The following is a 21896-nucleotide window of genomic DNA, read 5'->3' on the forward strand; positions in this document are numbered from 1 at the left end:
GCTTTAAATATTCCTGTTTTAGTTGATCCTAAAGGCAGTGATTTTAGTAAATATAGCGGTGCAACCTTACTCACGCCTAATAAAAAAGAAGCTTTAGAGGCTTTGAAATTTGAAAATTTAGAGGGTGAAAATTTAGAAAAAGGGATTAAAAAATTAAAAGAAGATTTTGCTTTGCGTTATTCTATCATCACTCTTTCAGAAGCGGGGATCGCACTTTTTGATGAGGGTTTAAAAATTGCACCTGCTAAAGCTTTAGAAGTTTATGATGTAACAGGGGCGGGCGATAGTGTGATCGCAGTTTTGGCTTTTTGTTTGGCAAGTGGGATTGAAATTTTTAAAGCTTGCGAACTTGCCAATGAAGCCGCAGCTGTTGTAGTGAGTAAAATAGGTAGCATGAGTGTGAGTTTTGATGAGATTAAGAGTTTTAATCGTGTGGATTTTGAGAAAAAAATTAAAAGCAAAGAAGAACTTTTAACGCTTTTAAAACAAAATGATAAAAAGATCGTTTTTACAAATGGTTGTTTTGATATCGTGCATTTTGGACATATAAAATACCTTGAGAAAGCTAAAAGATTGGGCGATGTTTTGATTGTGGGCTTAAACTCAGATGCGAGTGTGAAAAGACTCAAAGGCGAGAGTCGTCCTGTAAATTCAGAGTTTCAAAGAGCTTGTATGTTGGCAGCTTTTTATTTTGTAGATTTTGTAGTGATTTTTGATGAAGACACACCTTTAGAACTTATAAGCTTTTTAAAACCCGATATTTTGATTAAAGGAGCTGATTATAAAGATAAGCTTGTTGTGGGTGCGGATATTGTTTCAAAGGTTGAATTAATCGACTTTGAAGAAGGATTTAGTACGAGTAAGATCATAGAAAAGATTAAGGATAAAAAATGATAAATTTAGTGGAAAAAGAATGGCAAGAGCATCAAAAAATCGCTCAAGAAAGTGAAATTTTAAAAGGACAAATCGCTAAAGCAGGAGAGCTTTTGTGCGAGTGTCTTAAAAAAGGTGGCAAGATTTTGATTTGTGGAAACGGTGGAAGTGCGGCTGATGCACAGCATTTTGCAGCTGAACTTAGTGGGCGTTATAAAAAAGAACGCAAGGCTTTGGCAGGTATAGCGCTTACAACCGATACTTCAGCACTTAGTGCTATAGGAAATGACTATGGTTTTGAGTTTGTTTTTTCAAGACAAGTGGAAGCTTTAGGAAATGAAAATGATGTTTTAATCGGTATTTCAACGAGCGGAAAAAGCCCTAATGTTTTAGAAGCTTTTAAAAAAGCAAAAGAACTTAATATGCTTTGTTTAGGGCTTAGTGGAAAGGGTGGTGGAATGATGAATAAGCTTTGTGATCATAATCTTGTCGTGCCAAGCGATGATACGGCTAGAATTCAAGAAATGCATATTTTGATCATACACACACTTTGTCAGATCATAGATGAGGGTTTTTAAGTAAATTTCTAGCTTCTTCTATAACCCTTTGAGGCTTTAAATCTTTCATGCATTTGTGGTGTTTTAAAGGGCAGATTTTTTGCATACAAGGCATACAAGCTAGATCTAAGTGTACTAATTTTGCGTTTTGATTTTGCCAAGGTGAAGTTTGAGTAAATTTCGTAGGGCCAAAAATAGCCACGGTTTTTACCTTATAAACCGCACTTAGGTGCATAGGACCACTGTCATTTGTGATGAAAAGATCACAAAAGGCGATATTTTGACAAAGGGTTTTGATGGTGGTTTTATTGCAAAGATTTTTTACTTTTATGTTTTGTTCTTTTAAAATTTGATAAATTTCATTACAAAGTTCTTGTTCGGCTTTTCCTGCGCCAAAGATTAAAATCTCATGACTTTGGCTGAAATTTAAAGCCACTTTAGCAAAATAACTCGCATCCCATCTTTTTGCACTTCCAAAGCTTGCGCCAGGGTTGAGTCCTAGAATTTTTTTGCCATTTTTTAAGACAAGAGGGTTTTGAAATTTTAGCTTAAAGGGAAGTTTTAAGTCTTTAAAATGAGTTTTTATACTAAGTGAGTTTTCTATAAAATAAAGGTATTTTAAAACTTGATGTTCTTCTTTGTGCTTGTTTTTGTCAAAAAAATATCTTTGCTTTGTTTTAAGAATATGCAAGATAATCTTAGAAGAAAACGCAGATCTAAAAGCAAAGCTAAAATCGATCTTACCAAGTTCTTTGCGTAAAGATAGGGCTTGTTTATAGCGAGATTGTTTATTTTCTATGATGATTTTAGAATTAGGAAATTCTTTAAAAAGTGCTGTGGAAACCAAAGAGCCATAAAGGATAAATTGAGCATTTTTAAAATGTTCTTTTATAGTGCATAAAGCAGGTGAAGCCATCACCGCATCGCCTAGCCAAGTGGGAAGATGTATAAAAATTTTCATAAATTTCCTAAACTTTGATAGAATTGTTTTTATTATTTTAACAAAATTTAGGAAAAATATGCCACAACTTTCGATCATAATCCCGCTTTTTAATTCTTGCGATTTTATTTCAAGGGCTTTACAAAGTTGTATAAATCAGACTTTAAAAGATATTGAAATTTTGATTATTGATGATAAAAGTAAAGATAATAGTTTAAATATGGTTTTAGAATTTGCCAAAAAAGATCCAAGGATAAAAATCTTTCAAAATGAAGAAAATTTAGGCACTTTTGCAAGTAGAAATATAGGAGTTTTGCATTCTAGTTCTGATTTTATAATGTTTTTAGATAGTGATGATTTTTTGACACCTGATGCTTGTGAAATAGCATTTAAAGAGATAAAAAAAGGTTTTGATTTGCTTTGTTTTGATGCCTTTGTGCATAGAGTAAAAACCAAACAATTTTATCGTTTTAAACAAGATGAAGTTTTTAATCAAAAGGAATTTTTAGAATTTTTAAGCAAACAAAGGCATTTTTGCTGGTCGGTTTGGGCGAAGTGCTTTAAAAAAGATATCATCTTAAAAAGTTTTGAAAAAGTTAAAATCGATGAGCGTTTGAGTTACGGTGAAGATGTGCTTTTTTGTTATGTTTATTTTATGTTTTGTGAGAAAATAGCTGTTTTTAAAACTTGTATTTATCATTATGAATTTAATCCAAATGGAAGATATGAAAACAAAAATAAAGAAATTTTAAATCAAAATTATCAAGATAAAAAGAAAAGCAATGAGTTGATAAAAAAGCTTTCTTTAGACTTTGAAAATAATACCTTTCATCAAAAGCTATTTGGGGTTTTAAAGAAAGAAGAGATGGATTTAAAAAATAGAGTATAAAAAAGAAATAATTTAGATATAATTATTTATTAATTAAACAGAGGAATGTTATGTTTCATATAGTTTTAAACGCAAATGAAAATTATATTAAGTATGCCGCAGTTTTAATGACGAGTATCATACAAAAAACAGATTTAAATAAATCTATGTCCGAATTTTGTAATTTTGATACAGATGAGGGGTATGTTTTTCACATATTGAGTGATTTTATTTCAGAATCAATGAAGGTTAGAATTTCTAATTTGGAAAAACAATTAAATGATATTTATCCTTGCAAAATAGTATTGCACATTTTAAACGATGATGAATTTAAAGGAATGTTAAAATGGAGAGGAAATTATTTGGCGTATTATAGAATAAAAATGGCCAGCGTTTTGCCTCGGGATTTAAAAATTTGTTTATATTTGGATTGTGATATGCTTTGTTTTGGGGATTTAAGAGAGCTTTTAAGTGTAGATATAAACAATTATCAAGCAGCGGTTTGTCTTGATGGAAATAATCATAAAAAAAATAAAAAAGTATTCTTTTCCCTTAAAGGGCGTGAAAAATATAAATTTTCAAACATTGAAAAATATTTTAATTCAGGATTTATTCTGGTTAATCTTGATAGGTGGAGAAGAGATAATATAGAAAATAAGAGTATTGATTTTTTAAAAAAATTTAAAACTTTATATCCCGATCAAGATGCTTTGAATATAGCCTTAACTGAAGTATTAACACTGCCTATGAGATGGAATTTGTTATTGGCCTATTATGTGGCTAATGTAAATAATAGTAAGAAATTATTTAGAGATCAATCAAAATATTCTAGTCTTCATTATACTCAATATGAATTTAAGACTGAGCTAAATAATATTAAAATCGCTCATTTTACAGTGGAACCGTCTAAGCCTTGGGACAAATTATCCTATGGTATTTTTGGAGATAATTTAGAGAATATACCTTATCCCTTTTATAAAGAATATTGGTTGGCAGCAAAGAATACTCCTGAATTTTCTTTGGAATTAATGCAGATAAAGGAAGATATAGAAAATTCACAAATTGAAAGCTTAGTTAATGGTTTAGGTAAAAGGGTTAAAAAAGAATTTAAACTTTATACATTAAGAACAAGCTATAGAAAACTTCGAAAGGCTATAGTGTTTTTATATATTATTAATATAATTTTTATAGCATATGTAATTTATTTTAAATAAAAAGGATGAATTTGCAAGAAAATTACAAAATTTCAAGTTTTTGGTATACTCCTAAAGGCTATAAGGGTATAGGTTTAATGGAAATTCTTACGATTAAATCTTGGCTTGATCATGGGTATAAATTCCATCTATATACTTATAATTTAGAAGATAAAATCTTTTTAAAATTCCAAGAGCTGTTTGATAATTTTATACTTAAAGATGCAAATGAAATCATACCTTTTGAAGAATATTTTAGTGATGATAGGGGAGCTGGAGTAGCTTCTTTTTCAGATTTTTTTAGATATAATCTACTCTATCTCAGGGGGGGGGTATGGGTGGATCTTGATATGGTGTGTTTAAATTTTTATGATTATAAACAAGATTATATTTTTAATTCAGAATTTGCAAAAAATAATGAGCAAGCAATCACTAATTCGTTTTTAAAATTCCCAAAACAAAGTGAATTTGGAAAATTACTTATAGAAGAAGCAAAAAAGATTGTTGATGATAACAAAATAATTCCTTGGGGTATTATAGGTCCTTGGTTTTTAGCTAAATGGGTTAAAGAATATGATTTAGAAAAACATGCTCTAGACTATAAAGATACTTGTCAAATTTCTTGTGGTAATACTAGAGATTTTATAGATAAAAAAATTTTCGATGAAAACAGACTTTGTTTGCATTTATTTTCTGAAATGTGGAGAATTTATAAAATGAATAAAAATCATTTTTATAAATCGTGTATTTATGGATTTTTACTTCAAAAGCACAATATCCTTGATTTATGTCTTAAATTAAATTATAATCTTAGTTTTTGCGATAAACATTATGATAAATTCCTTCCTTTTATTAATATAAAAAATAAAATAAGATTTTATTTTCGCCACCCAAAAAAGATTTTTAAGAAAAACAATGTCTAAAATTTCAATCATCTTGCCAACTTTTAATGTAGAAAAATATATACCCAAAGCAATAGAAAGTTGTATCAATCAGACTTTTAAAGATATAGAAATAATTATAGTGGATGATTGTGGAAGTGATAAAAGTATAGATATAGCTAAAGAATACGCCAAAAAAGATAAAAGGATAAAAATAATTCACAATGAAAAAAACTTGGGTCTTTTAAGAGCTAGATATGAAGGAGTTAAGGCAGCTAATTCTTTATATATCATGTTTTTAGACCCTGATGATTATTTAGAACTTGAGGCTTGTGAGGAAGTATCTAAGTATTTAGATCAAAATAATGATTTGATATGTTTTAATTATAATACTCTGGATACAACTTTGAAAAAAAATATTTTTTTTATTAATAATAATTATAATATTGATGAGTATTTGAAATTTTTAGCAAAACAGATTGTTAATTCAAACATATATAATTGGGGTATATGGACAAAAGTTTTTCAAAAACAAAAATATTTAAAGACTTTTGAAAAAATCAATGAAAACCCAAAACTTACTATGGCAGAAGATGCATTGCTCCTTACTTTGTATTATCTTGAATGCAAGCGTATTGTGACTTTAGAGCAATGTCTGATTAATTATAATATGCAAAATATTAGCTCATCAACCAATGAAAGAAAAAATTTTGATAAGATGAAATTTTTTATAGAAAATTTAAATTTTGTTATTCATAAACTTAATTTATATTCTAATGCTTTAAATTCTATATATTTTTTATTGTGTCAATACTTTATTTGCGAGCTTTCTATATATAAATTAGATTTAAAATATCGTATTGTTTATAATAATTTTTTTAAAAAAATTCTCATAAAATTAAAAAGAAAAAAGATAAAATTAACAAGAAAAAAATATATAAAACAATTAGAAATGGAATTAAAATGAAATTTCTTATCATCAATCTTAAAAAAGCAGAACAAAGAAAAGAATACATTGGTAAATTGTGTCAAAAATATCAACTTGATTATGAAATCATCCAAGCCGTAGAAGGAAAAGCTATAAGCAAGCAAGAGTATTTAAATATAGTTGATTATGAAAAAATGCTAAATTTTCATAAAAGAGAATTAGGACTTGGAGAGCTTGGTTGTTCTTTATCTCATAAAAAATGTTATGAAAAAATATTGCAAGAAAATTTAAAATACGCTGTGATTTTAGAAGATGATGCGTATTTTGATGAAAGCTTACTTGAATTTTTACAACATTTTAATGAATTTCCTAAAGACTTAGAGCTTTTGTTATTAGGGCATCAAAGACAGGTTTATAACGATGATGGTTTTAGGATAGAAAGTCCTTACTCAAGAAGATTTGCAAAAAAAATCTTAAATTGTAAAATTCGTCGTTTGGTCGCTAGAGGTAACGGTACTTATGGTTATTTTATAACCAAAAATGGAGCCTTAAAACTGCTTTCTCATTTAGAAAAAATTTATTTGCCTATAGATGCTCTTACTTGTAATGAAAAAGTTTTAAACACTTACGCTTTATTTCCTGTGCTTGTTTATACGCATGAAAATTTTATGCTTGAAAGTTCTACTCAAGATGATAAAAAATTTCTTAAAAAGAAAAATAAAATAAGTAAATATATTAAAAAAATTCATATTTTTATAAAATATTTTTTACCTAGTTTAAAAAAGGTTAGACCTTATGAAAATATTGATTGTTAGTGACCATTTTAACAAAGGTGGGGTAAGTTATGTTATTTATCAACTTGTTAAAGAATGGAGCAAAAACCACGAGCTTTCTTTGTTATTTTTTGAAAAGACTCCCCTAGCTTATGATGATATTTGTAGCAATGCCTATGTTGAATTTATCAACACTAAAGCTTTAACTCCCATGCGTTTTTTAAATAAACTTATTAATAAAATCATATATAAGTACGCAATTAAAAAAAAATTAAAACAGTATAAGCCTGATATTATGATTTCTTTTAAAACCAAGCCCAATTTATTTACTCTACTTGCAAATAAAAATATAGGCATCAAGCATATTATTTGCGAGCATGGTTTTCATCTTGGAGAAAAGTCTAAAAAAACCAATCGTTTAAGAAGAAAACTATATCCTTTGGCTACCTATTTAAGTGTTTTAACCGGGGAAGATTTTAAATATTATTCTTTTGTAAAAAACAAAATCATCATGCCTAATCCCTCGGGTGTAAAAAAACAAATTCATACAAATGATAAAGAAAACATTATTTTATATGCAGGAAGATTAGAGGAAGAAAAGGCTGTGGATGTTTTTATTAAAGCTTTATCTTGTATCCAAAAAGATGTTTTAAATAAATGGAAGATTATCATAGCAGGAGAAGGTTCTTTAAAAAAGAATTTGATGGAGCTTGCTAAAAATTTAAATTTGCACATCGATTTTGTAGGTTATATAGAAGACTTAAGTTTTTACTATGAAAAAGCTAAAATTTTATGCTTATGTTCCAAACAAGAAGGCTTACCTATAGTTTTAATCGAAGCTGCTTTTTATGAATGCGCTAGAATCAGTAGTGATTATATGGGTGTAAATGAGTTAATCGATGATAAAAATAATGGACTTTTATTTAAGATGGGTGATTTTAATGATATGGCTTTAAAAATATCGCTTTTAATGCAAGATGAAAACTTAAGGCAAAAAATTGTTAAAAAGGCCAAAGAAAAAGTTGAATCTCATAAGGTAGAAAGCGTGATGAAAAAATGGGATGAATTGTTTGATATGATTAAAACTACTTAATATATTTCCAAAAAGTATATTGTGCATAAAGCTTTGCTATGATAAAACCTCTTTTGCCTTCTAAAAAACCTAATTTTACAAAATAAAGTTTAAAAAAAGTCCAATAAGGATTTATTAAAGCTTTAAGAAGGTTATTTTTTTTAGGATTTAGACTTGAGTATTTGTTTTGCTTATCTATAAATTGCTCGATATTTTCATAAGCATAATGTAAAAAATGATGTTTTAATTTCCCTATTTTTTCTTGACAGATTATGCTTTCGTGAACTTTTCTTTCATTAAATTTGGCATATTTTTTATGAAATAATCTTATGTTATAATCAGGATATAGCCCCATTTTTGTTATTGCTTCTCCAAAGAAAAAATTTAATCTTGCTACTTTGTATGCTTTAAATGATGGATTTTTAATTATTTGTAATACTTCCTCTTTTAATTCTTCAGTAAAAACTTCATCACTATCTAAAACAAATATCCAATCATTAGTTGCTTTTTCAACTCCAAATTGTTTTTGCTTTCCAAAACCAAGCCAATCTTGATGAAAAATTTTGACGTTTTTAAAAGCTTTTGCTATTATTAGACTATCATCTGTGCTTCCGCTATCTATTAAAATAATTTCATTGGCAAAATTAACACTTTGTAATACTTCTTGAAGATATTTTTGACTATTAAAAGTTAGTATTACTATTGAAATATTCATGAGTATATTCCTTGATTATAACTTGCAAAGCGTCTATGAAAAAAAAAGTATTCCCAAGGTCTTTTTTTAATCATTTCTTCGCAACTTTGTGCTTGATAAAGTGTCAGTTCTTCTAAGCTTGCATTTTGAGAATCTTTTACTTTAAAAAACTCTATGCAAAATTTACCATCTTCTTTATAGGCATAAACAGGGATGATCAAAGCATTGCTTCTTTGTGCGATAAGGCTTGCTCCCATTTGATAATTCACTTCTTTGTTAAAAAATTTTAATCTTACGCTTTCGTTTTCTGCGCAGTCTTGATCAGTTAAAATTCCCAAAGCTCGTCCTTTTTTTAGGGCGCTTAGCATTTGTCTTATGCCGCCTTTTTTGTCGATAAGTTCTATGTCAAATTGGGTGCGACTTTGGCTTAAAATTTCATACATAATTTCACTTTTTAACTTTTTCCCTACTATAGAAATCGCACCATATTTAGCTGCATAAGCAAGGCTTAAAATTTCCCAGTTTCCATAGTGTGCAGTTGTGAAGATAATAGGACGATTTAAAGCTAGAGCATCTATAAGAAAATTTTCATTGATGAAATTTACTTTATTGAGAATTTTTTCTTTGGTGGTGTTTTGATTTTGCAAACAATCAATCCCAAATTGAGCAAAATTTTCATAAATTTTTAAAGACAATTTATCGCGTTCTTTTTGAGTGTATTGAGGAAAACAGATTTGCAAATTTGTATTGATGATTTTGCGGTGTTTTTTGTTAAGATAAAAAGCGATTCTTGCTACAATCAAAGCTAAAAAATGCAAGATACAATCAGGCATAAAAGTAACAAAAAATTTCAAAATATAATAAAGACTAAGATATATTCTATCACTATTTTTCATTAAGTAAGCCTTTGGCAAGTTTGAAGATATCTTCTTCTTCTATACGCGTGATACAAAAATCACTTTTATCGATATGCTTGGCATTTTGGATTTTTTTACCTGCATCAATGATTTTATTGATATGAGTTTGAAAAGCATTGCGGTAGCTTGGTGTTGCACCAAAAATCGTAATAGATGCCTTATTTAAAGCAAAAGCCAAATGTGTTGGACCACTATCATTTCCTATGATAAGATCCATCATTTTTGTAAAAGCCATTAGCTCTTCAAGATTAAATTTTGGCGCTAATTCTATATGTGTTTCATCAATACCACTAAGATTTAAAACCTCTTTAGCAAATTCGTATTCTTTTACATTTCCCCAAGCGAGCCAAATTTTTGTTTGTTGAAATTCATTGATTAAAAGTTTGCAAAGTATAGCAAGTTTTGTTTTAGGATAGATTTTATTTTCTACACTTGAGCCCACATGTATGAGTATGTTTTTTTCGTTTTTGTCGAGTTTGAGTTTATTATTTAAGAGTTGTTTTAAATTTTCATCTACGCTAAAAATATCTTGTTTAAAGGCTAAATTTTTGACATTAAAATCAGTATTTAACATAAAGGAGGTAAGACTTAAGTATCTTACAAATACATTTTCATTGTAATCTAACTCAAGTTTTTGGTTGTAGAAATTATGAGCAAAATTTTCTTTAAGACTATTTTTATCAAAACCAAAATTATTTCTACTTAAAATTCGACTTACAATAGCAGATTTTATGAGCCCTTGTAGATCTATTACTGCATTATAGTTGTTTTTTCTTGCTTTAAGAAGAATTTTTAGGCTTTTTAAAATTTTTTTGTCTTTTAAGGGCAGGGCATAGAGTTTGTCTATTAAAGGATGATTTTTGAGTATACCTTCAAATTTTTCATCTACAAACCAATGAATTTCTATATCTTTTTTAAAATTTTTGATAAATTGCAAAACCACGGCACTTTGTATAATATCACCAAGTGCTGACAAACGAACAATTGCTATTTTCATTAAAAGCCTAATATTTTAAAATTTTTGCTATGATTTTAGCGAAATTATTTAAAAAAAGGTTAAAAATGGCAAAAAATGAAGGTTATATTTGTGTTTTTGATTGCGAGAGTGTGCCAGATGTTGAGCTTATCCGCAAAACTTTGGGTTTTGAAGGAAGTGATTTAGAGGTAAGTTTAAAAGCACTTCAGTGGCAAAAAGAACAAAGTGGGAGTGAGTTTTTGCCTTTGCCTTATCATAAAATTATCAGTATTTGTGCGGTTTTAAGTGATAATTTTGGAAAATTTATCAAAGTAAATAAAATTGATGGACAAAATGAAAAAGAAATGATTGCTAATTTTTTTAATTTTATAGAAAATTATGAGCCAAAATTAGTCAGTTTTAATGGTAAAAATTTCGATATGCCTGTTCTCGTTTTAAGGGCTTTAAAATACAATTTAAAAGCAGCAACTTATTTGGATACTCAAAGTGATAAATGGAATAATTATAAAACAAGATTTTCAGAATTAAAACATTGTGATTTATTAGAATCCTTAGGATCTAATGGGCGTGGAATAAGGCTTGATACACTTTGCTCTATGGTGGGTTTGCCAGGAAAATATGATGTGCATGGCGATGAGGTGATGAAACTTTTTTATGAAAATGAACTTGAAAAAATCCACGAATATTGCGAAAGCGATGTTTTAAACACTTATATGCTTTTTTTAAAATATGAACTTATTAAAGCTAATGTTGATGAAGAAGATTATGTTAATTTTCTTTCTTATATGAGAGATTTTTTGCGTGCAAAAAAATCGGATCGTTCTTATACAGAAGTTTTTGCAAAAGCTTGTGAAAGTGAAATTTCAAAAGTTCGATCTTAAGTATTTAAGAAAATATATTAAAATTTATTTTTGACATTTTTTAAAAAAAGGAATGATGATGAAAATTCTTATTAGCGGTGGTGCAGGTTATATAGGTTCTCATACTTTAAGACAATTTTTAAAAACAGATCATGAAATTTGTGTTTTAGATAATCTTTCTAAGGGTTCTAAAATCGCAATAGAAGATTTGCAAAAAATAAGAGCTTTTAAATTTTTCGAACAAGATTTAAGTGATTTTCAAGGCGTAAAAGCATTGTTTGAGAGAGAAAAATTTGACGCTATTGTGCATTTTGCAGCAAGCATTGAAGTTTTTGAAAGTATGCAAAACCCTTTAAAATATTATATGAACAACACTGTTAATACAACAAATCTCATCGAAACTTGTTTGCAAACTGGAGTAAATAAATTTATATTTTCTTCAACGGCAGCCACTTATGGCGAACCACAAACTCCCGTTGTGAGCGAAACAAGTCCTTTAGCACCTATTAATCCTTATGGGCGTAGTAAGCTTATGAGTGAAGAAGTTTTGCGTGATGCAAGTATGGCAAATCCTGAATTTAAGCATTGTATTTTAAGATATTTTAATGTTGCAGGTGCTTGTATGGATTATACTTTAGGGCAACGCTATCCAAAAGCAACCTTGCTCATAAAAGTTGCAGCTGAATGTGCCGCAGGAAAACGTGACAAACTTTTCATATTTGGCGATGATTATGATACAAAAGATGGTGCTTGCATAAGAGATTTTATCCATGTAGATGATATTTCAAGTGCGCATTTAGCGGCTTTGGATTATTTACAAGAGAATGAAAGTAATGTTTTTAATGTAGGTTATGGGCACGGTTTTAGTGTAAAAGAAGTGATTGAAGCGATGAAAAAAGTTAGTGGAGTGGATTTTAAAGTAGAACTTGCCCCACGCCGTGCAGGTGATCCTAGTGTATTGATTTCTGATGCAAGTAAAATCAGAAATCTTACTTCTTGGCAGCCTAAATATGATGATTTAGAGCTTATTTGCAAATCTGCTTTTGATTGGGAAAAACAGTGTTAAAAAAACTTTTTTTTATTTTAAGTAAGGAAGATAAAAATTTTTTATTTTTCTTGCTTGTTTTTTCAATATTTGTTTCTTTTATAGAAACTTTTGCAATTTCTTTAGTAATGCCTTTTATCACTTTGGCCAGTGATTTTTCTTATTTTGATCGTAATAAATATTTAATCAGCTTAAAAGAATATCTTAATATCCCTGTTTTTGAAATCATTGTTTATTTTGGGGTGGGGCTTATTGTTTTTTATGTGTTTAGAGCTTTGTTAAATGCGTATTATTTTCATCTTTTAGCAAGATTTTCTAAAGGGCGTTATCATGCGATCGCTTATAAGGTTTTTTCTAAATTTTTAAATATTAATTATGAAAAATTTACTCAAAAAAATCAATCTGAAATTTTAAAGTCCATTACAGGGGAAGTTTATAATCTAAGCACTATGATTTCATCATTTTTGCTTTTGATGAGTGAAATTTTTGTAGTGCTTTTGCTTTATGCTTTAATGCTTTTGATTAATTATAAAATCACTTTATTTTTAAGTATTTTTATGGTGTTAAATGCCTTTATTTTAGTGAAAATTTTAAGCCCTATCATTAAAAAAGCAGGAGTAAGACGCGAAGAAGCGATGAAAAATTTCTTTGAAATTTTAAATACAAATTTAAATAATTTTAAATTTATCAAGCTTAAAACCAAAGAAGATGGAGTATTAAGTCTTTTTAAAGCGCAAAGTGAAGCTTTTTCTAAAGCAAATATTACCAACGAAAGTGTAGCTGCGGTGCCTAGAATTTATCTTGAAGGAATAGGTTTTTGTGTACTTGTTTTTATCGTGGTATTTTTGGTGTTGAAAAATGAAAGTGATATTTCAGGTATTTTATCCACGATTTCTATTTTTGTTTTAGCACTTTATCGCTTAATGCCAAGCGCAAATCGTATTATTACAAGTTATCATGATTTGCTTTATTATCATTCTTCTTTGGATATTATTTATCAAAATTTAAGACAAGAAGAAGAAAATTTGGGCGAGGAAAAATTAAGCTTTAATCAAGAGCTTAAAATTTGCAATCTTAGCTTTGGTTATGAGGGAAAAAAACATTTATTTAAAAATCTTAATTTAAACATTAAAAAAGGCGAAAAAATCGCTTTTATAGGGGAGAGTGGTTGTGGAAAAAGCACCTTAGTAGATCTTATCATAGGACTTTTAAAACCAAAAGAAGGGCAAATTTTAATTGATGAGCAAGAATTAAATGCAAATAATACAAAAAATTATCGCCAAAAAATAGGCTATATCCCGCAAAATATCTATCTTTTTAATGACAGTATAGCTAAAAATATCACTTTTGGAGATGCGGTTGATGAAGAAAAACTTAATAGGGTTATCAAACAAGCAAATTTAGAGCATTTTATAAAAAATTTATCTCAAGGAGTGCAAACAAAAGTGGGTGATGGGGGGAGTAATTTAAGCGGGGGACAAAAACAACGCATAGCTATAGCAAGAGCTTTATATTTAGAGCCTGAAATTTTAGTGCTTGATGAAGCAACTTCTGCTCTTGATACTCAAAGTGAAGCAAAAATCATGGATGAAATTTATAAAATTTCTAAAGATAAAACCATGATTATTATCGCACATCGCCTTTCTACGATAACGCAATGTGATAAGGTTTATCGTTTAGAACACGGTAAGCTTAAAGAGGAGAAATGATGAAAATAAGCTTTATTATCGCAACTTTAAATTCAGGAGGCGCTGAGCGTGTTTTAGTAACCTTAGTTAATGCACTTTGCAAAGAGCATGAAGTAAGTATTATTAAATTTCATGCAGGAGAATCTTTTTATAAGCTTGAAAATGAAGTTAAAGTTACAAGTTTAGAACAATTTAGATTTGATACGCTTTATCATAAAATCGCAAGTCGTTTTAAGAAATTTTTTGCTTTAAGAAAGGCTTTGAAAGAAAGTAAGGCTGATGTTTTTATTTCTTTTTTGGATACGACTAATATTGCTTGTATTGCTGCGAAAATAGGGTTTAAAACTCCACTCATTATAAGTGAGCATAGCAATGAAGCGTATTTAAAACCTAAAATTTGGCGTTTTTTAAGAAGGGTAAGCTATCCTTTTTGTGATGCTTTAAGTGTGCTTGGAAGCAGTGATAAGGTGTATTATGAAAGATTTGTAAAAAGGGTTAAGCTTTTATTAAACCCTTGTCATTTTAGCGATGAAATTCCTTTTGATTCTAGTTTTGAAAAGGAAAATTTGGTTCTTTTTATAGGGCGTTTAGATCACAACAAAAACCCTGCAATGTTTTTAAAAGCTATAGCGCATTTGGATAAAAATTTGCAAGAAAATTATAAATTTGTTATAGCAGGAGATGGAGAGTTAAGGCAAGAACTTGAATACAAGGTAAAATCTTTAGGAATAAAAGTTGATTTTTTAGGACGAGTTGAAAATGTCAAGACTCTTTATGAAAAAGCAAAAGTGCTTTGTCTTTGTTCTTTTGTAGAGGGTTTGCCAACGGTTTTAATTGAAAGTTTGTATTTTGAGGTTTGTAGAATTTCAAGTTCTTATTATAATGGTGCTAAGGATTTAATCAAAGATAATCATGATGGGCTTTTGATAGGTTGTGATGATGAAATAGCACTTGCTAAAAAACTTGAACTTGTTTTAAATAATGAAAATTTTAGAAAAGAACTTGTAAATAATGCCAAACAAAGGTGTAAAGACTTTGAAATTTCTCATATCAAAGAAGAATGGCTTAAGCTTATAGCTGAGGTTAAAAATGCCTAAACTTTCTGTTATAGTACCAACTTTTAATCGTCAAGTTTTACTAGAAAAGGCTATTAAAAGCATACAAAATCAAGATTTTAAAGATTTAGAAATTATTGTAAGCGATGATAATTCTAGCGATGATACTAAAAGTGTGGTGCAAAATTTACAAAAAGATGATGATCGCATTAAGTATTTTTTAAATCAAAATTACAAACAAGGCCCAAATGGCAATAAAAATAATGGCTTAGATCAAGCAAGTGGCGAGTTTGTAACTTTTTTAGATGATGATGATGAACTTTTATCTGGGGCTTTAAGCACCTTGATGCAAAAAGCAAATGAGGGTTATGCTCATGTTTTTGGAAATTGTTTGATAGAAAAAGAAGGAAATTTAAGCAAGGAATTTAGCGGCAAGGGCTTGGAAAAAGATAGTGAAATTTCTAAAAAAGATTTTTTAATGGCTAAATTTAGCGGAGAGTTTTTTTCTGTTTTTAAAAAATCTCTACTTGAAAACAAGCGTTTTAATGAAGAATTTTATGGCAATGAAGCCACGCTTTGGGTAAATTTATACAAGGAAAAAAGTTTTTATATCCATAAGGCTTTTAGGATTTATAGGATTTTTAGGCAAGATAGCGTGACTTTAGGGGCGAGTAAAAATGCTCATAGGGTGTATTTGGGATATTTAGAGCTTGCTAAAATTTTAGAAAATGAACTTAGAATGAGTAAGGATAAAGATTATAAAAAAACTTGTGCGAGTTATTATAAAATGGCAGCTTATTATGCAAAACTGGCAAAAAATTATAAAGCCCTTTATAAATGTTTGTTTAAAAGCCTGAGTATAAAAATCAATGCTCCTGCTTTGATATTACTCATTTTAAGTATAATTCCAAATAATATGATTGAAAAATTATCAAAAATTCGGGTGGCTTTATGCAAAAATTAGGCATTTTTATTTATTCTTTAGGGAGTGGTGGTGCTGAAAGAGTTGTGGCGACTTTATTGCCTATTTTAAGTTTGAAATTTGAAGTGCATTTGATCTTGATGAATGATAAAATTTCTTATGAAATTCCAGAGTGTCAAATTCATTTTTTAGAATGTTCAAAACCTAGTGAAAATCCTATTTTGAAATTTTTAAAACTACCTTTTTTGGCTTTAAAATACAAAAAACTTTGCAGAAATTTGGGTATTGATACAGAATTTGTTTTTTTAAATCGACCTAATTATATAGCTTTAATGGCAAGAATGTTTGGAAACAAAACTCGCCTTGTGATCAATGAATGCACTACGCCAAGTGTGATGTATGCGAAAAATAATTTTAATTCTTTGGCAAATAAATTTCTAATTTCTTTACTTTATCCAAGAGCTGATTTAATCTTGCCTAATTCTAAGGGAAATTTAGAAGATTTAGTGCAAAATTTTAGTATAAAACCAAAAAAATGTGAAATTTTATACAATGCCATCGATTTAGAAAACATAGAGCAAAAAGCTCTTGAAGATATAGCTTTAAAAGATAAATTTATTTTAAGTGTGGGTAGGCTTGATAAAGGTAAAAATCATGCTTTATTAATTCGTGCTTATGCGAGATTGAAAACAGATTTAAAGCTTGTGATTTTAGGTGAAGGTGTGCTTAAAGATGAGCTTTTAACTTTGATTAAAGAATTAAATTTGGAAGAAAAGGTTTTGCTTTTAGGATTTGATAATAATCCTTATAAATACATGGCTAAATGCGAATTTTTTGCTTTTGCTTCTGTGTTTGAAGGTTTTTCAAATGTTTTAATCGAAAGTTTGGCTTGTTCTTGTGCGGTGGTTTGCACTGATCATAAAAGTGGTGCAAGAGAGCTTTTTGGCGATGATGAATTTGGACTTTTAGTAGAAGTAGATAATGAAAACTCTATGTTTCAGGGTTTAAAAACTATGCTTGAAGACGATAAATTAAGAAAAGCGTATAAAAACAAAGCTAAAACTAGGGCTAAAGCCTTTGATAAAGTAAAAATTGCACGCGATGCTTTGAAATATTTATTAGGATAAAAGATGTTGAAAAAAGAGTATTTAAAAAACCCTTATTTAGTTTTGTTTGCGATGATTATATTAGCTTATGTTTTTAGTGTATTGTGTAGATTTTACTGGATTTGGTGGGCAAGTGAGTTTAATGAGTATTTTTTCAATAATCAATTAATGATCATTTCAAACGATGGCTATGCCTTTGCTGAGGGCGCAAGAGATATGATAGCAGGTTTTCATCAGCCTAATGATTTGAGTTATTATGGATCTTCTTTATCTACGCTTACTTATTGGCTTTATAAAATCACACCTTTTTCTTTTGAAAGTATCATTTTATATATGAGTACTTTTTTATCTTCTTTGGTGGTGATTCCTATTATTTTACTAGCTAATGAATATAAACGTCCTTTAATGGGTTTTGTAGCTGCTCTTTTAGCAAGTGTAGCAAACAGTTATTATAATCGCACTATGAGTGGGTATTATGATACGGATATGTTGGTAATTGTTTTACCTATGTTTATTTTATTTTTTATGATAAGAATGATTTTAAAAAAAGACTTTTTTTCATTGATTGCCTTGCCATTATTTATAGGAATTTATCTTTGGTGGTATCCTTCAAGCTATACTTTAAATGTAGCTTTAATTGGACTTTTTTTAATTTATACACTTATTTTTCATAGAAAAGAAAAGATTTTTTATATAGCTGTGATTTTGTCTTCTCTTACTCTTTCAAATATAGCATGGTTTTATCAAAGTGCCGTTATAGTAATACTTTTTGCTTTATTTGCTTTAGAGCAAAAACGCTTAAATTTTATGATTATAGGAATTTTAGGTAGTGCAACTTTGATATTTTTGATTTTAAGTGGCGGGGTTGATCCCATACTTTATCAGCTTAAATTTTATATTTTTAGAAGTGATGAAAGTGCGAATTTAACACAGGGCTTTATGTATTTTAATGTTAATCAAACCATACAAGAAGTTGAAAATGTAGATTTTAGCGAATTTATGCGAAGAATTAGTGGTAGTGAAATTGTTTTCTTGTTTTCTTTGTTTGGTTTTGTATGGCTTTTGAGAAAACATAAAAGTATGATTATGGCTTTACCTATATTGGTGCTTGGGTTTTTAGCCTTAAAAGGAGGACTTAGATTTACCATTTATTCTGTACCTGTAATGGCTTTAGGATTTGGTTTTTTATTGAGCGAGTTTAAGGCTATATTGGTTAAAAAATATAGCCAATTAACTTCAAATGTTTGTATTGTTTTTGCAACTATTTTGACTTTGGCTCCAGTATTTATCCATATTTACAACTATAAAGCGCCAACAGTTTTTTCTCAAAATGAAGCATCATTATTAAATCAATTAAAAAATATAGCCAATAGAGAAGATTATGTGGTAACTTGGTGGGATTATGGTTATCCTGTGCGTTATTATAGCGATGTGAAAACTTTAGTAGATGGTGGAAAGCATTTAGGTAAGGATAATTTTTTCCCTTCTTTTGCTTTAAGTAAAGATGAACAAGCTGCAGCTAATATGGCAAGACTTAGTGTAGAATATACAGAAAAAAGCTTTTATGCTCCGCAGAATGATATTTTAAAAACAGACATTTTGCAAGCCATGATGAAAGATTATAATCAAAGCAATGTGGATTTGTTTCTAGCTTCATTATCAAAACCTGATTTTAAAATCGATACGCCAAAAACTCGTGATATTTATCTTTATATGCCCGCTAGAATGTCTTTGATTTTTTCTACGGTGGCTAGTTTTTCTTTTATTAATTTAGATACAGGAGTTTTGGATAAACCTTTTACTTTTAGCACAGCTTATCCACTTGATGTTAAAAATGGAGAAATTTATCTTAGCAACGGAGTGGTTTTAAGCGATGATTTTAGAAGTTTTAAAATAGGTGATAATGTGGTTTCTGTAAATAGTATCGTAGAGATTAATTCTATTAAACAAGGTGAATACAAAATCACTCCAATCGATGATAAGGCTCAGTTTTATATTTTTTATTTAAAGGATAGTGCTATTCCTTATGCACAATTTATTTTAATGGATAAAACCATGTTTAATAGTGCTTATGTGCAAATGTTTTTTTTGGGAAATTATGATAAGAATTTATTTGACTTGGTGATTAATTCTAGAGATGCTAAGGTTTTTAAACTTAAAATTTAAGGGTTGAAAATGAGAATAGGATTTTTATCACATGCAGGAGCGAGTATTTATCATTTTAGAATGCCTATTATAAAAGCGTTAAAAGATAGAAAAGACGAAGTTTTTGTTATAGTGCCGCAAGATGAATACACGCAAAAACTTAGAGATCTTGGCTTAAAAGTAATTGTTTATGAGTTTTCAAGAGCTAGTTTAAATCCTTTTGTGGTTTTAAAGAATTTTTTTTATCTTGCTAAGGTTTTGAAAAATTTAAATCTTGATTTTATTCAAAGTGCAGCACACAAAAGCAATACTTTTGGAATTTTAGCAGCAAAATGGGCAAAAATTCCTTATCGTTTTGCCTTAGTAGAAGGCTTGGGATCTTTTTATATAGATCAAGGTTTTAAGGCAAATTTAGTGCGTTTTGTTATTAATAGTCTTTATAAATTAAGTTTTAAATTTGCACACCAATTTATTTTTGTCAATGAAAGTAATGCTGAGTTTATGCGGAATTTAGGACTTAAAGAAAATAAAATTTGCGTGATAAAATCTGTAGGGATCAATTTAAAAAAATTTTTTCCTATTTATGTAGAATCGGAAAAAAAAGAGCTTTTTTGGAAAAATTTAAACATAGATAAAAAACCCATTGTGCTTATGATAGCAAGAGCTTTATGGCATAAAGGTGTAAAAGAATTTTATGAAAGTGCTGCTATGCTAAAAGACAAAGCAAATTTTGTTTTAGTTGGTGGAAGAGATGAAAATCCTTCTTGTGCAAGTTTGAAGTTTTTAAACTCGGGTGTGGTGCATTATTTGGGTGCTAGAAGTGATATAGTCGAGCTTTTACAAAATTGTGATATTTTTGTTTTGCCAAGCTATAAAGAAGGCTTTCCTGTAAGTGTTTTGGAGGCAAAAGCTTGTGGTAAGGCTATAGTGGTAAGTGACTGTGAAGGTTGTGTAGAGGCTATTTCTAATGCTTATGATGGACTTTGGGCAAAAACAAAAAATGCTAAAGATTTAAGCGAAAAAATTTCACTTTTATTAGAAGATGAAAAATTAAGATTAAATTTAGCTAAAAATGCCGCCCAAGATGCTTTACAATACGATGAAAATATAATCGCACAGCGTTATTTAAAACTTTATGATAGGGTAATTAAGAATGTATGAAAAAGTTTTTAAAAGAATTTTTGATTTTATTTTAGCTTTAGTGCTTTTGGTGCTTTTTTCTCCGGTGATTTTAATCACTGCTTTGCTTTTAAAAATCACTCAAGGAAGTGTGATTTTTACCCAAAATCGTCCCGGGTTAGATGAAAAAATTTTTAAAATTTATAAATTTAAAACCATGAGTGATGAAAGAGATGAAAAGGGTGAGTTATTAAGCGATGAACTTCGCTTAAAAGCTTTTGGAAAAATCGTTAGAAGCTTAAGTTTGGATGAGCTTTTGCAACTTTTTAATGTCTTAAAAGGGGATATGAGTTTTGTGGGGCCTAGACCTCTTTTGGTTGAGTATTTGCCTCTTTACAATAAAGAGCAAAAATTGCGTCATAAAGTGCGTCCAGGTATAACAGGATGGGCGCAGGTAAATGGCAGAAATGCTATTTCTTGGCAGAAAAAATTCGAACTTGATGTGTATTATGTGAAAAATATTTCTTTTTTGCTTGATTTAAAAATCATGTTTTTAACAGCTTTAAAGGTTTTAAAACGAAGTGGGGTAAGCAAAGAAGGCCATGTTACAACAGAGAAATTTAATGGCAAGAACTGAAAAAATTTATATTTATGGTGCTAGTGGTCATGGGCTTGTTTGTGAAGATGTGGCTAAAAATATGGGTTATAAAGAATGTATTTTTTTAGATGATTTTAAAGGAATGAAATTTGAAAGCACCTTGCCAAAATATGATATTTTTATAGCCATAGGAAACAATGAAATTCGAAAAAAGATTTATCAAAAAATTTCAGAAAATGGCTTTAAAATCGTTAATCTTATTCATAAAAGCGCGCTTATAAGTCCTAGTGCAAGTGTGGAAGAAAATGCAGGAATTTTAATCATGCCTTATGTAGTAGTTAATGCTAAAGCCAAAATAGAAAAAGGCGTGATTTTAAATACTTCAAGTGTGATTGAACATGAATGCATGATAGGGGAATTTTCTCATGTGAGTGTGGGGGCTAAATGTGCAGGTAATGTAAAAATCGGTAAAAATTGTTTTCTAGGGATTAATTCTTGTGTTTTGCCTAATTTAAGCTTAGCAGATGATAGTATTTTGGGTGGTGGAGCAACTTTGGTTAAAAGTCAAGATGAAAAAGGTGTTTTTGTGGGAGTGCCTGCAAAAAGAAAAATATGAAATGATTATAAAAAGATTTTTGTTTGATTCTTTGTAAATTTTTTTAGGTAAAATAGAGTCAATTTATAAA

Annotated in this window: 22 protein-coding genes; 18 read left to right on the forward strand and 4 right to left on the reverse strand. The window is 29.1% G+C overall.

Features of this window, described 5'->3' with window-relative positions; all coding sequences use genetic code 11:
• Both rfaE2 and gmhA read left to right on the forward strand, forming a co-directional pair.
• The coding region (gene rfaE2 / locus ELQ06_RS04795; RefSeq protein WP_134237479.1) for a D-glycero-beta-D-manno-heptose 1-phosphate adenylyltransferase at positions 1 to 894 on the forward strand (894 nt) is incomplete at its 5' end.
• Positions 891 to 1451: a D-sedoheptulose 7-phosphate isomerase gene (gmhA, locus tag ELQ06_RS04800; protein WP_002877119.1), complete on the forward strand. Its 561-nt coding sequence runs from the start codon at positions 891 to 893 to the stop codon at positions 1449 to 1451. The genes rfaE2 and gmhA, both read left to right, overlap by 4 nt.
• Here gmhA and waaF read toward each other — a convergent pair.
• Positions 1432 to 2391 (reverse strand): lipopolysaccharide heptosyltransferase II, encoded by a 960-nt coding sequence (gene waaF / locus ELQ06_RS04805; RefSeq protein ID WP_052797651.1) that lies wholly within the window; start codon positions 2389 to 2391, stop codon positions 1432 to 1434. The two genes, gmhA and waaF, sit on opposite strands and share 20 nt — an antisense overlap.
• A 58-nt stretch (positions 2392 to 2449) precedes the next feature.
• Between waaF and ELQ06_RS04810 the strand changes: the two genes are divergently transcribed.
• From ELQ06_RS04810 to ELQ06_RS04835, 6 genes are read left to right on the forward strand one after another with little or no spacing between them, the layout of a single operon-like run.
• A complete protein-coding gene (locus tag ELQ06_RS04810; protein ID WP_052797652.1) occupies positions 2450 to 3259 on the forward strand; it encodes a glycosyltransferase family 2 protein in 810 nt (269 codons plus the stop codon).
• Between the two features lie 50 nt (positions 3260 to 3309).
• Positions 3310 to 4452: a glycosyltransferase family 8 protein gene (locus ELQ06_RS04815; RefSeq protein WP_052788765.1), complete on the forward strand. Its 1143-nt coding sequence runs from the start codon at positions 3310 to 3312 to the stop codon at positions 4450 to 4452.
• 11 nt (positions 4453 to 4463) lie between these two features.
• Positions 4464 to 5354, forward strand: coding sequence for a glycosyltransferase (locus ELQ06_RS04820; protein WP_079460085.1), 891 nt, complete (start codon positions 4464 to 4466; stop codon positions 5352 to 5354).
• Entirely contained in the window at positions 5347 to 6279 is a 933-nt protein-coding gene (locus ELQ06_RS09040) for a glycosyltransferase family 2 protein (RefSeq protein ID WP_052797654.1), read from the forward strand. The genes ELQ06_RS04820 and ELQ06_RS09040 overlap by 8 nt, the downstream gene beginning before the upstream one ends.
• Positions 6276 to 7055, forward strand: coding sequence for a glycosyltransferase family 25 protein (locus tag ELQ06_RS04830; RefSeq protein WP_052797655.1), 780 nt, complete (start codon positions 6276 to 6278; stop codon positions 7053 to 7055). The genes ELQ06_RS09040 and ELQ06_RS04830 overlap by 4 nt, the downstream gene beginning before the upstream one ends.
• The gene (locus tag ELQ06_RS04835; RefSeq protein ID WP_052797656.1) at positions 7036 to 8106 is read left to right on the forward strand and encodes a glycosyltransferase; all 1071 of its coding nucleotides are present in this window, start codon (positions 7036 to 7038) and stop codon (positions 8104 to 8106) included. The genes ELQ06_RS04830 and ELQ06_RS04835 overlap by 20 nt, the downstream gene beginning before the upstream one ends.
• Here the strand turns inward: ELQ06_RS04835 and ELQ06_RS04840 are convergent.
• Genes ELQ06_RS04840 through waaC form a run of 3 tightly spaced genes read right to left on the reverse strand, consistent with a single transcriptional unit; the run spans position 8099 to position 10693 of the window.
• Positions 8099 to 8800, reverse strand: a complete 702-nt coding sequence (locus ELQ06_RS04840; protein WP_052797657.1) for a glycosyltransferase family 2 protein — start codon at positions 8798 to 8800, stop codon at positions 8099 to 8101. The two genes, ELQ06_RS04835 and ELQ06_RS04840, sit on opposite strands and share 8 nt — an antisense overlap.
• Positions 8797 to 9675: a lipid A biosynthesis lauroyl acyltransferase HtrB gene (gene htrB, locus ELQ06_RS04845; RefSeq protein WP_052797658.1), complete on the reverse strand. Its 879-nt coding sequence runs from the start codon at positions 9673 to 9675 to the stop codon at positions 8797 to 8799. Before htrB ends, ELQ06_RS04840 begins: the two co-directional genes overlap by 4 nt.
• On the reverse strand, positions 9665 to 10693 hold the full coding sequence (waaC, locus tag ELQ06_RS04850) for a lipopolysaccharide heptosyltransferase I (RefSeq protein WP_052797659.1): 1029 nt from the start codon (positions 10691 to 10693) through the stop codon (positions 9665 to 9667). The genes htrB and waaC overlap by 11 nt, the downstream gene beginning before the upstream one ends.
• A 65-nt stretch (positions 10694 to 10758) precedes the next feature.
• Here waaC and ELQ06_RS04855 point away from each other — a divergent pair, with 65 nt between their 5' ends.
• From ELQ06_RS04855 to pglD, 10 genes are read left to right on the forward strand one after another with little or no spacing between them, the layout of a single operon-like run.
• The gene (locus tag ELQ06_RS04855) at positions 10759 to 11553 is read left to right on the forward strand and encodes a 3'-5' exonuclease (RefSeq protein ID WP_052797660.1); all 795 of its coding nucleotides are present in this window, start codon (positions 10759 to 10761) and stop codon (positions 11551 to 11553) included.
• Positions 11554 to 11611: 58 nt separating this feature from the next.
• Positions 11612 to 12598: a UDP-glucose 4-epimerase GalE gene (gene galE, locus ELQ06_RS04860; RefSeq protein WP_134237480.1), complete on the forward strand. Its 987-nt coding sequence runs from the start codon at positions 11612 to 11614 to the stop codon at positions 12596 to 12598.
• A complete protein-coding gene (gene pglK / locus ELQ06_RS04865) occupies positions 12592 to 14286 on the forward strand; it encodes an ABC-type lipopolysaccharide transporter PglK (protein WP_002890469.1) in 1695 nt (564 codons plus the stop codon). The genes galE and pglK overlap by 7 nt, the downstream gene beginning before the upstream one ends.
• Positions 14283 to 15362 carry a GalNAc-alpha-(1->4)-GalNAc-alpha-(1->3)-diNAcBac-PP-undecaprenol alpha-1,4-N-acetyl-D-galactosaminyltransferase gene (gene pglH, locus ELQ06_RS04870; protein WP_079460084.1) on the forward strand — a complete coding sequence of 360 codons (1080 nt, stop codon included), beginning with the start codon at positions 14283 to 14285 and terminating at the stop codon, positions 15360 to 15362. Before pglK ends, pglH begins: the two co-directional genes overlap by 4 nt.
• Entirely contained in the window at positions 15355 to 16284 is a 930-nt protein-coding gene (pglI, locus tag ELQ06_RS04875) for a GalNAc(5)-diNAcBac-PP-undecaprenol beta-1,3-glucosyltransferase (RefSeq protein ID WP_002866141.1), read from the forward strand. Before pglH ends, pglI begins: the two co-directional genes overlap by 8 nt.
• Positions 16272 to 17369, forward strand: a complete 1098-nt coding sequence (gene pglJ / locus ELQ06_RS04880; protein ID WP_052797662.1) for an N-acetylgalactosamine-N,N'-diacetylbacillosaminyl-diphospho-undecaprenol 4-alpha-N-acetylgalactosaminyltransferase — start codon at positions 16272 to 16274, stop codon at positions 17367 to 17369. Before pglI ends, pglJ begins: the two co-directional genes overlap by 13 nt.
• A gap of 3 nt (positions 17370 to 17372) precedes the next feature.
• A complete protein-coding gene (gene pglB / locus ELQ06_RS04885; RefSeq protein ID WP_052797663.1) occupies positions 17373 to 19514 on the forward strand; it encodes an undecaprenyl-diphosphooligosaccharide--protein glycotransferase in 2142 nt (713 codons plus the stop codon).
• A gap of 9 nt (positions 19515 to 19523) precedes the next feature.
• The gene (pglA, locus tag ELQ06_RS04890; protein WP_052797664.1) at positions 19524 to 20654 is read left to right on the forward strand and encodes a N,N'-diacetylbacillosaminyl-diphospho-undecaprenol alpha-1,3-N-acetylgalactosaminyltransferase; all 1131 of its coding nucleotides are present in this window, start codon (positions 19524 to 19526) and stop codon (positions 20652 to 20654) included.
• Positions 20647 to 21249, forward strand: a complete 603-nt coding sequence (gene pglC, locus ELQ06_RS04895; RefSeq protein ID WP_002852766.1) for an undecaprenyl phosphate N,N'-diacetylbacillosamine 1-phosphate transferase — start codon at positions 20647 to 20649, stop codon at positions 21247 to 21249. The genes pglA and pglC overlap by 8 nt, the downstream gene beginning before the upstream one ends.
• Positions 21236 to 21826 (forward strand): UDP-N-acetylbacillosamine N-acetyltransferase, encoded by a 591-nt coding sequence (pglD, locus tag ELQ06_RS04900; RefSeq protein WP_002899503.1) that lies wholly within the window; start codon positions 21236 to 21238, stop codon positions 21824 to 21826. Before pglC ends, pglD begins: the two co-directional genes overlap by 14 nt.
• Positions 21827 to 21896 lie beyond the last annotated feature (70 nt).

Origin of the sequence: Campylobacter sp. CH246 (assembly GCF_004378835.1) — a bacterium.
In the GTDB taxonomy this organism is placed as follows: domain Bacteria; phylum Campylobacterota; class Campylobacteria; order Campylobacterales; family Campylobacteraceae; genus Campylobacter_D; species Campylobacter_D jejuni.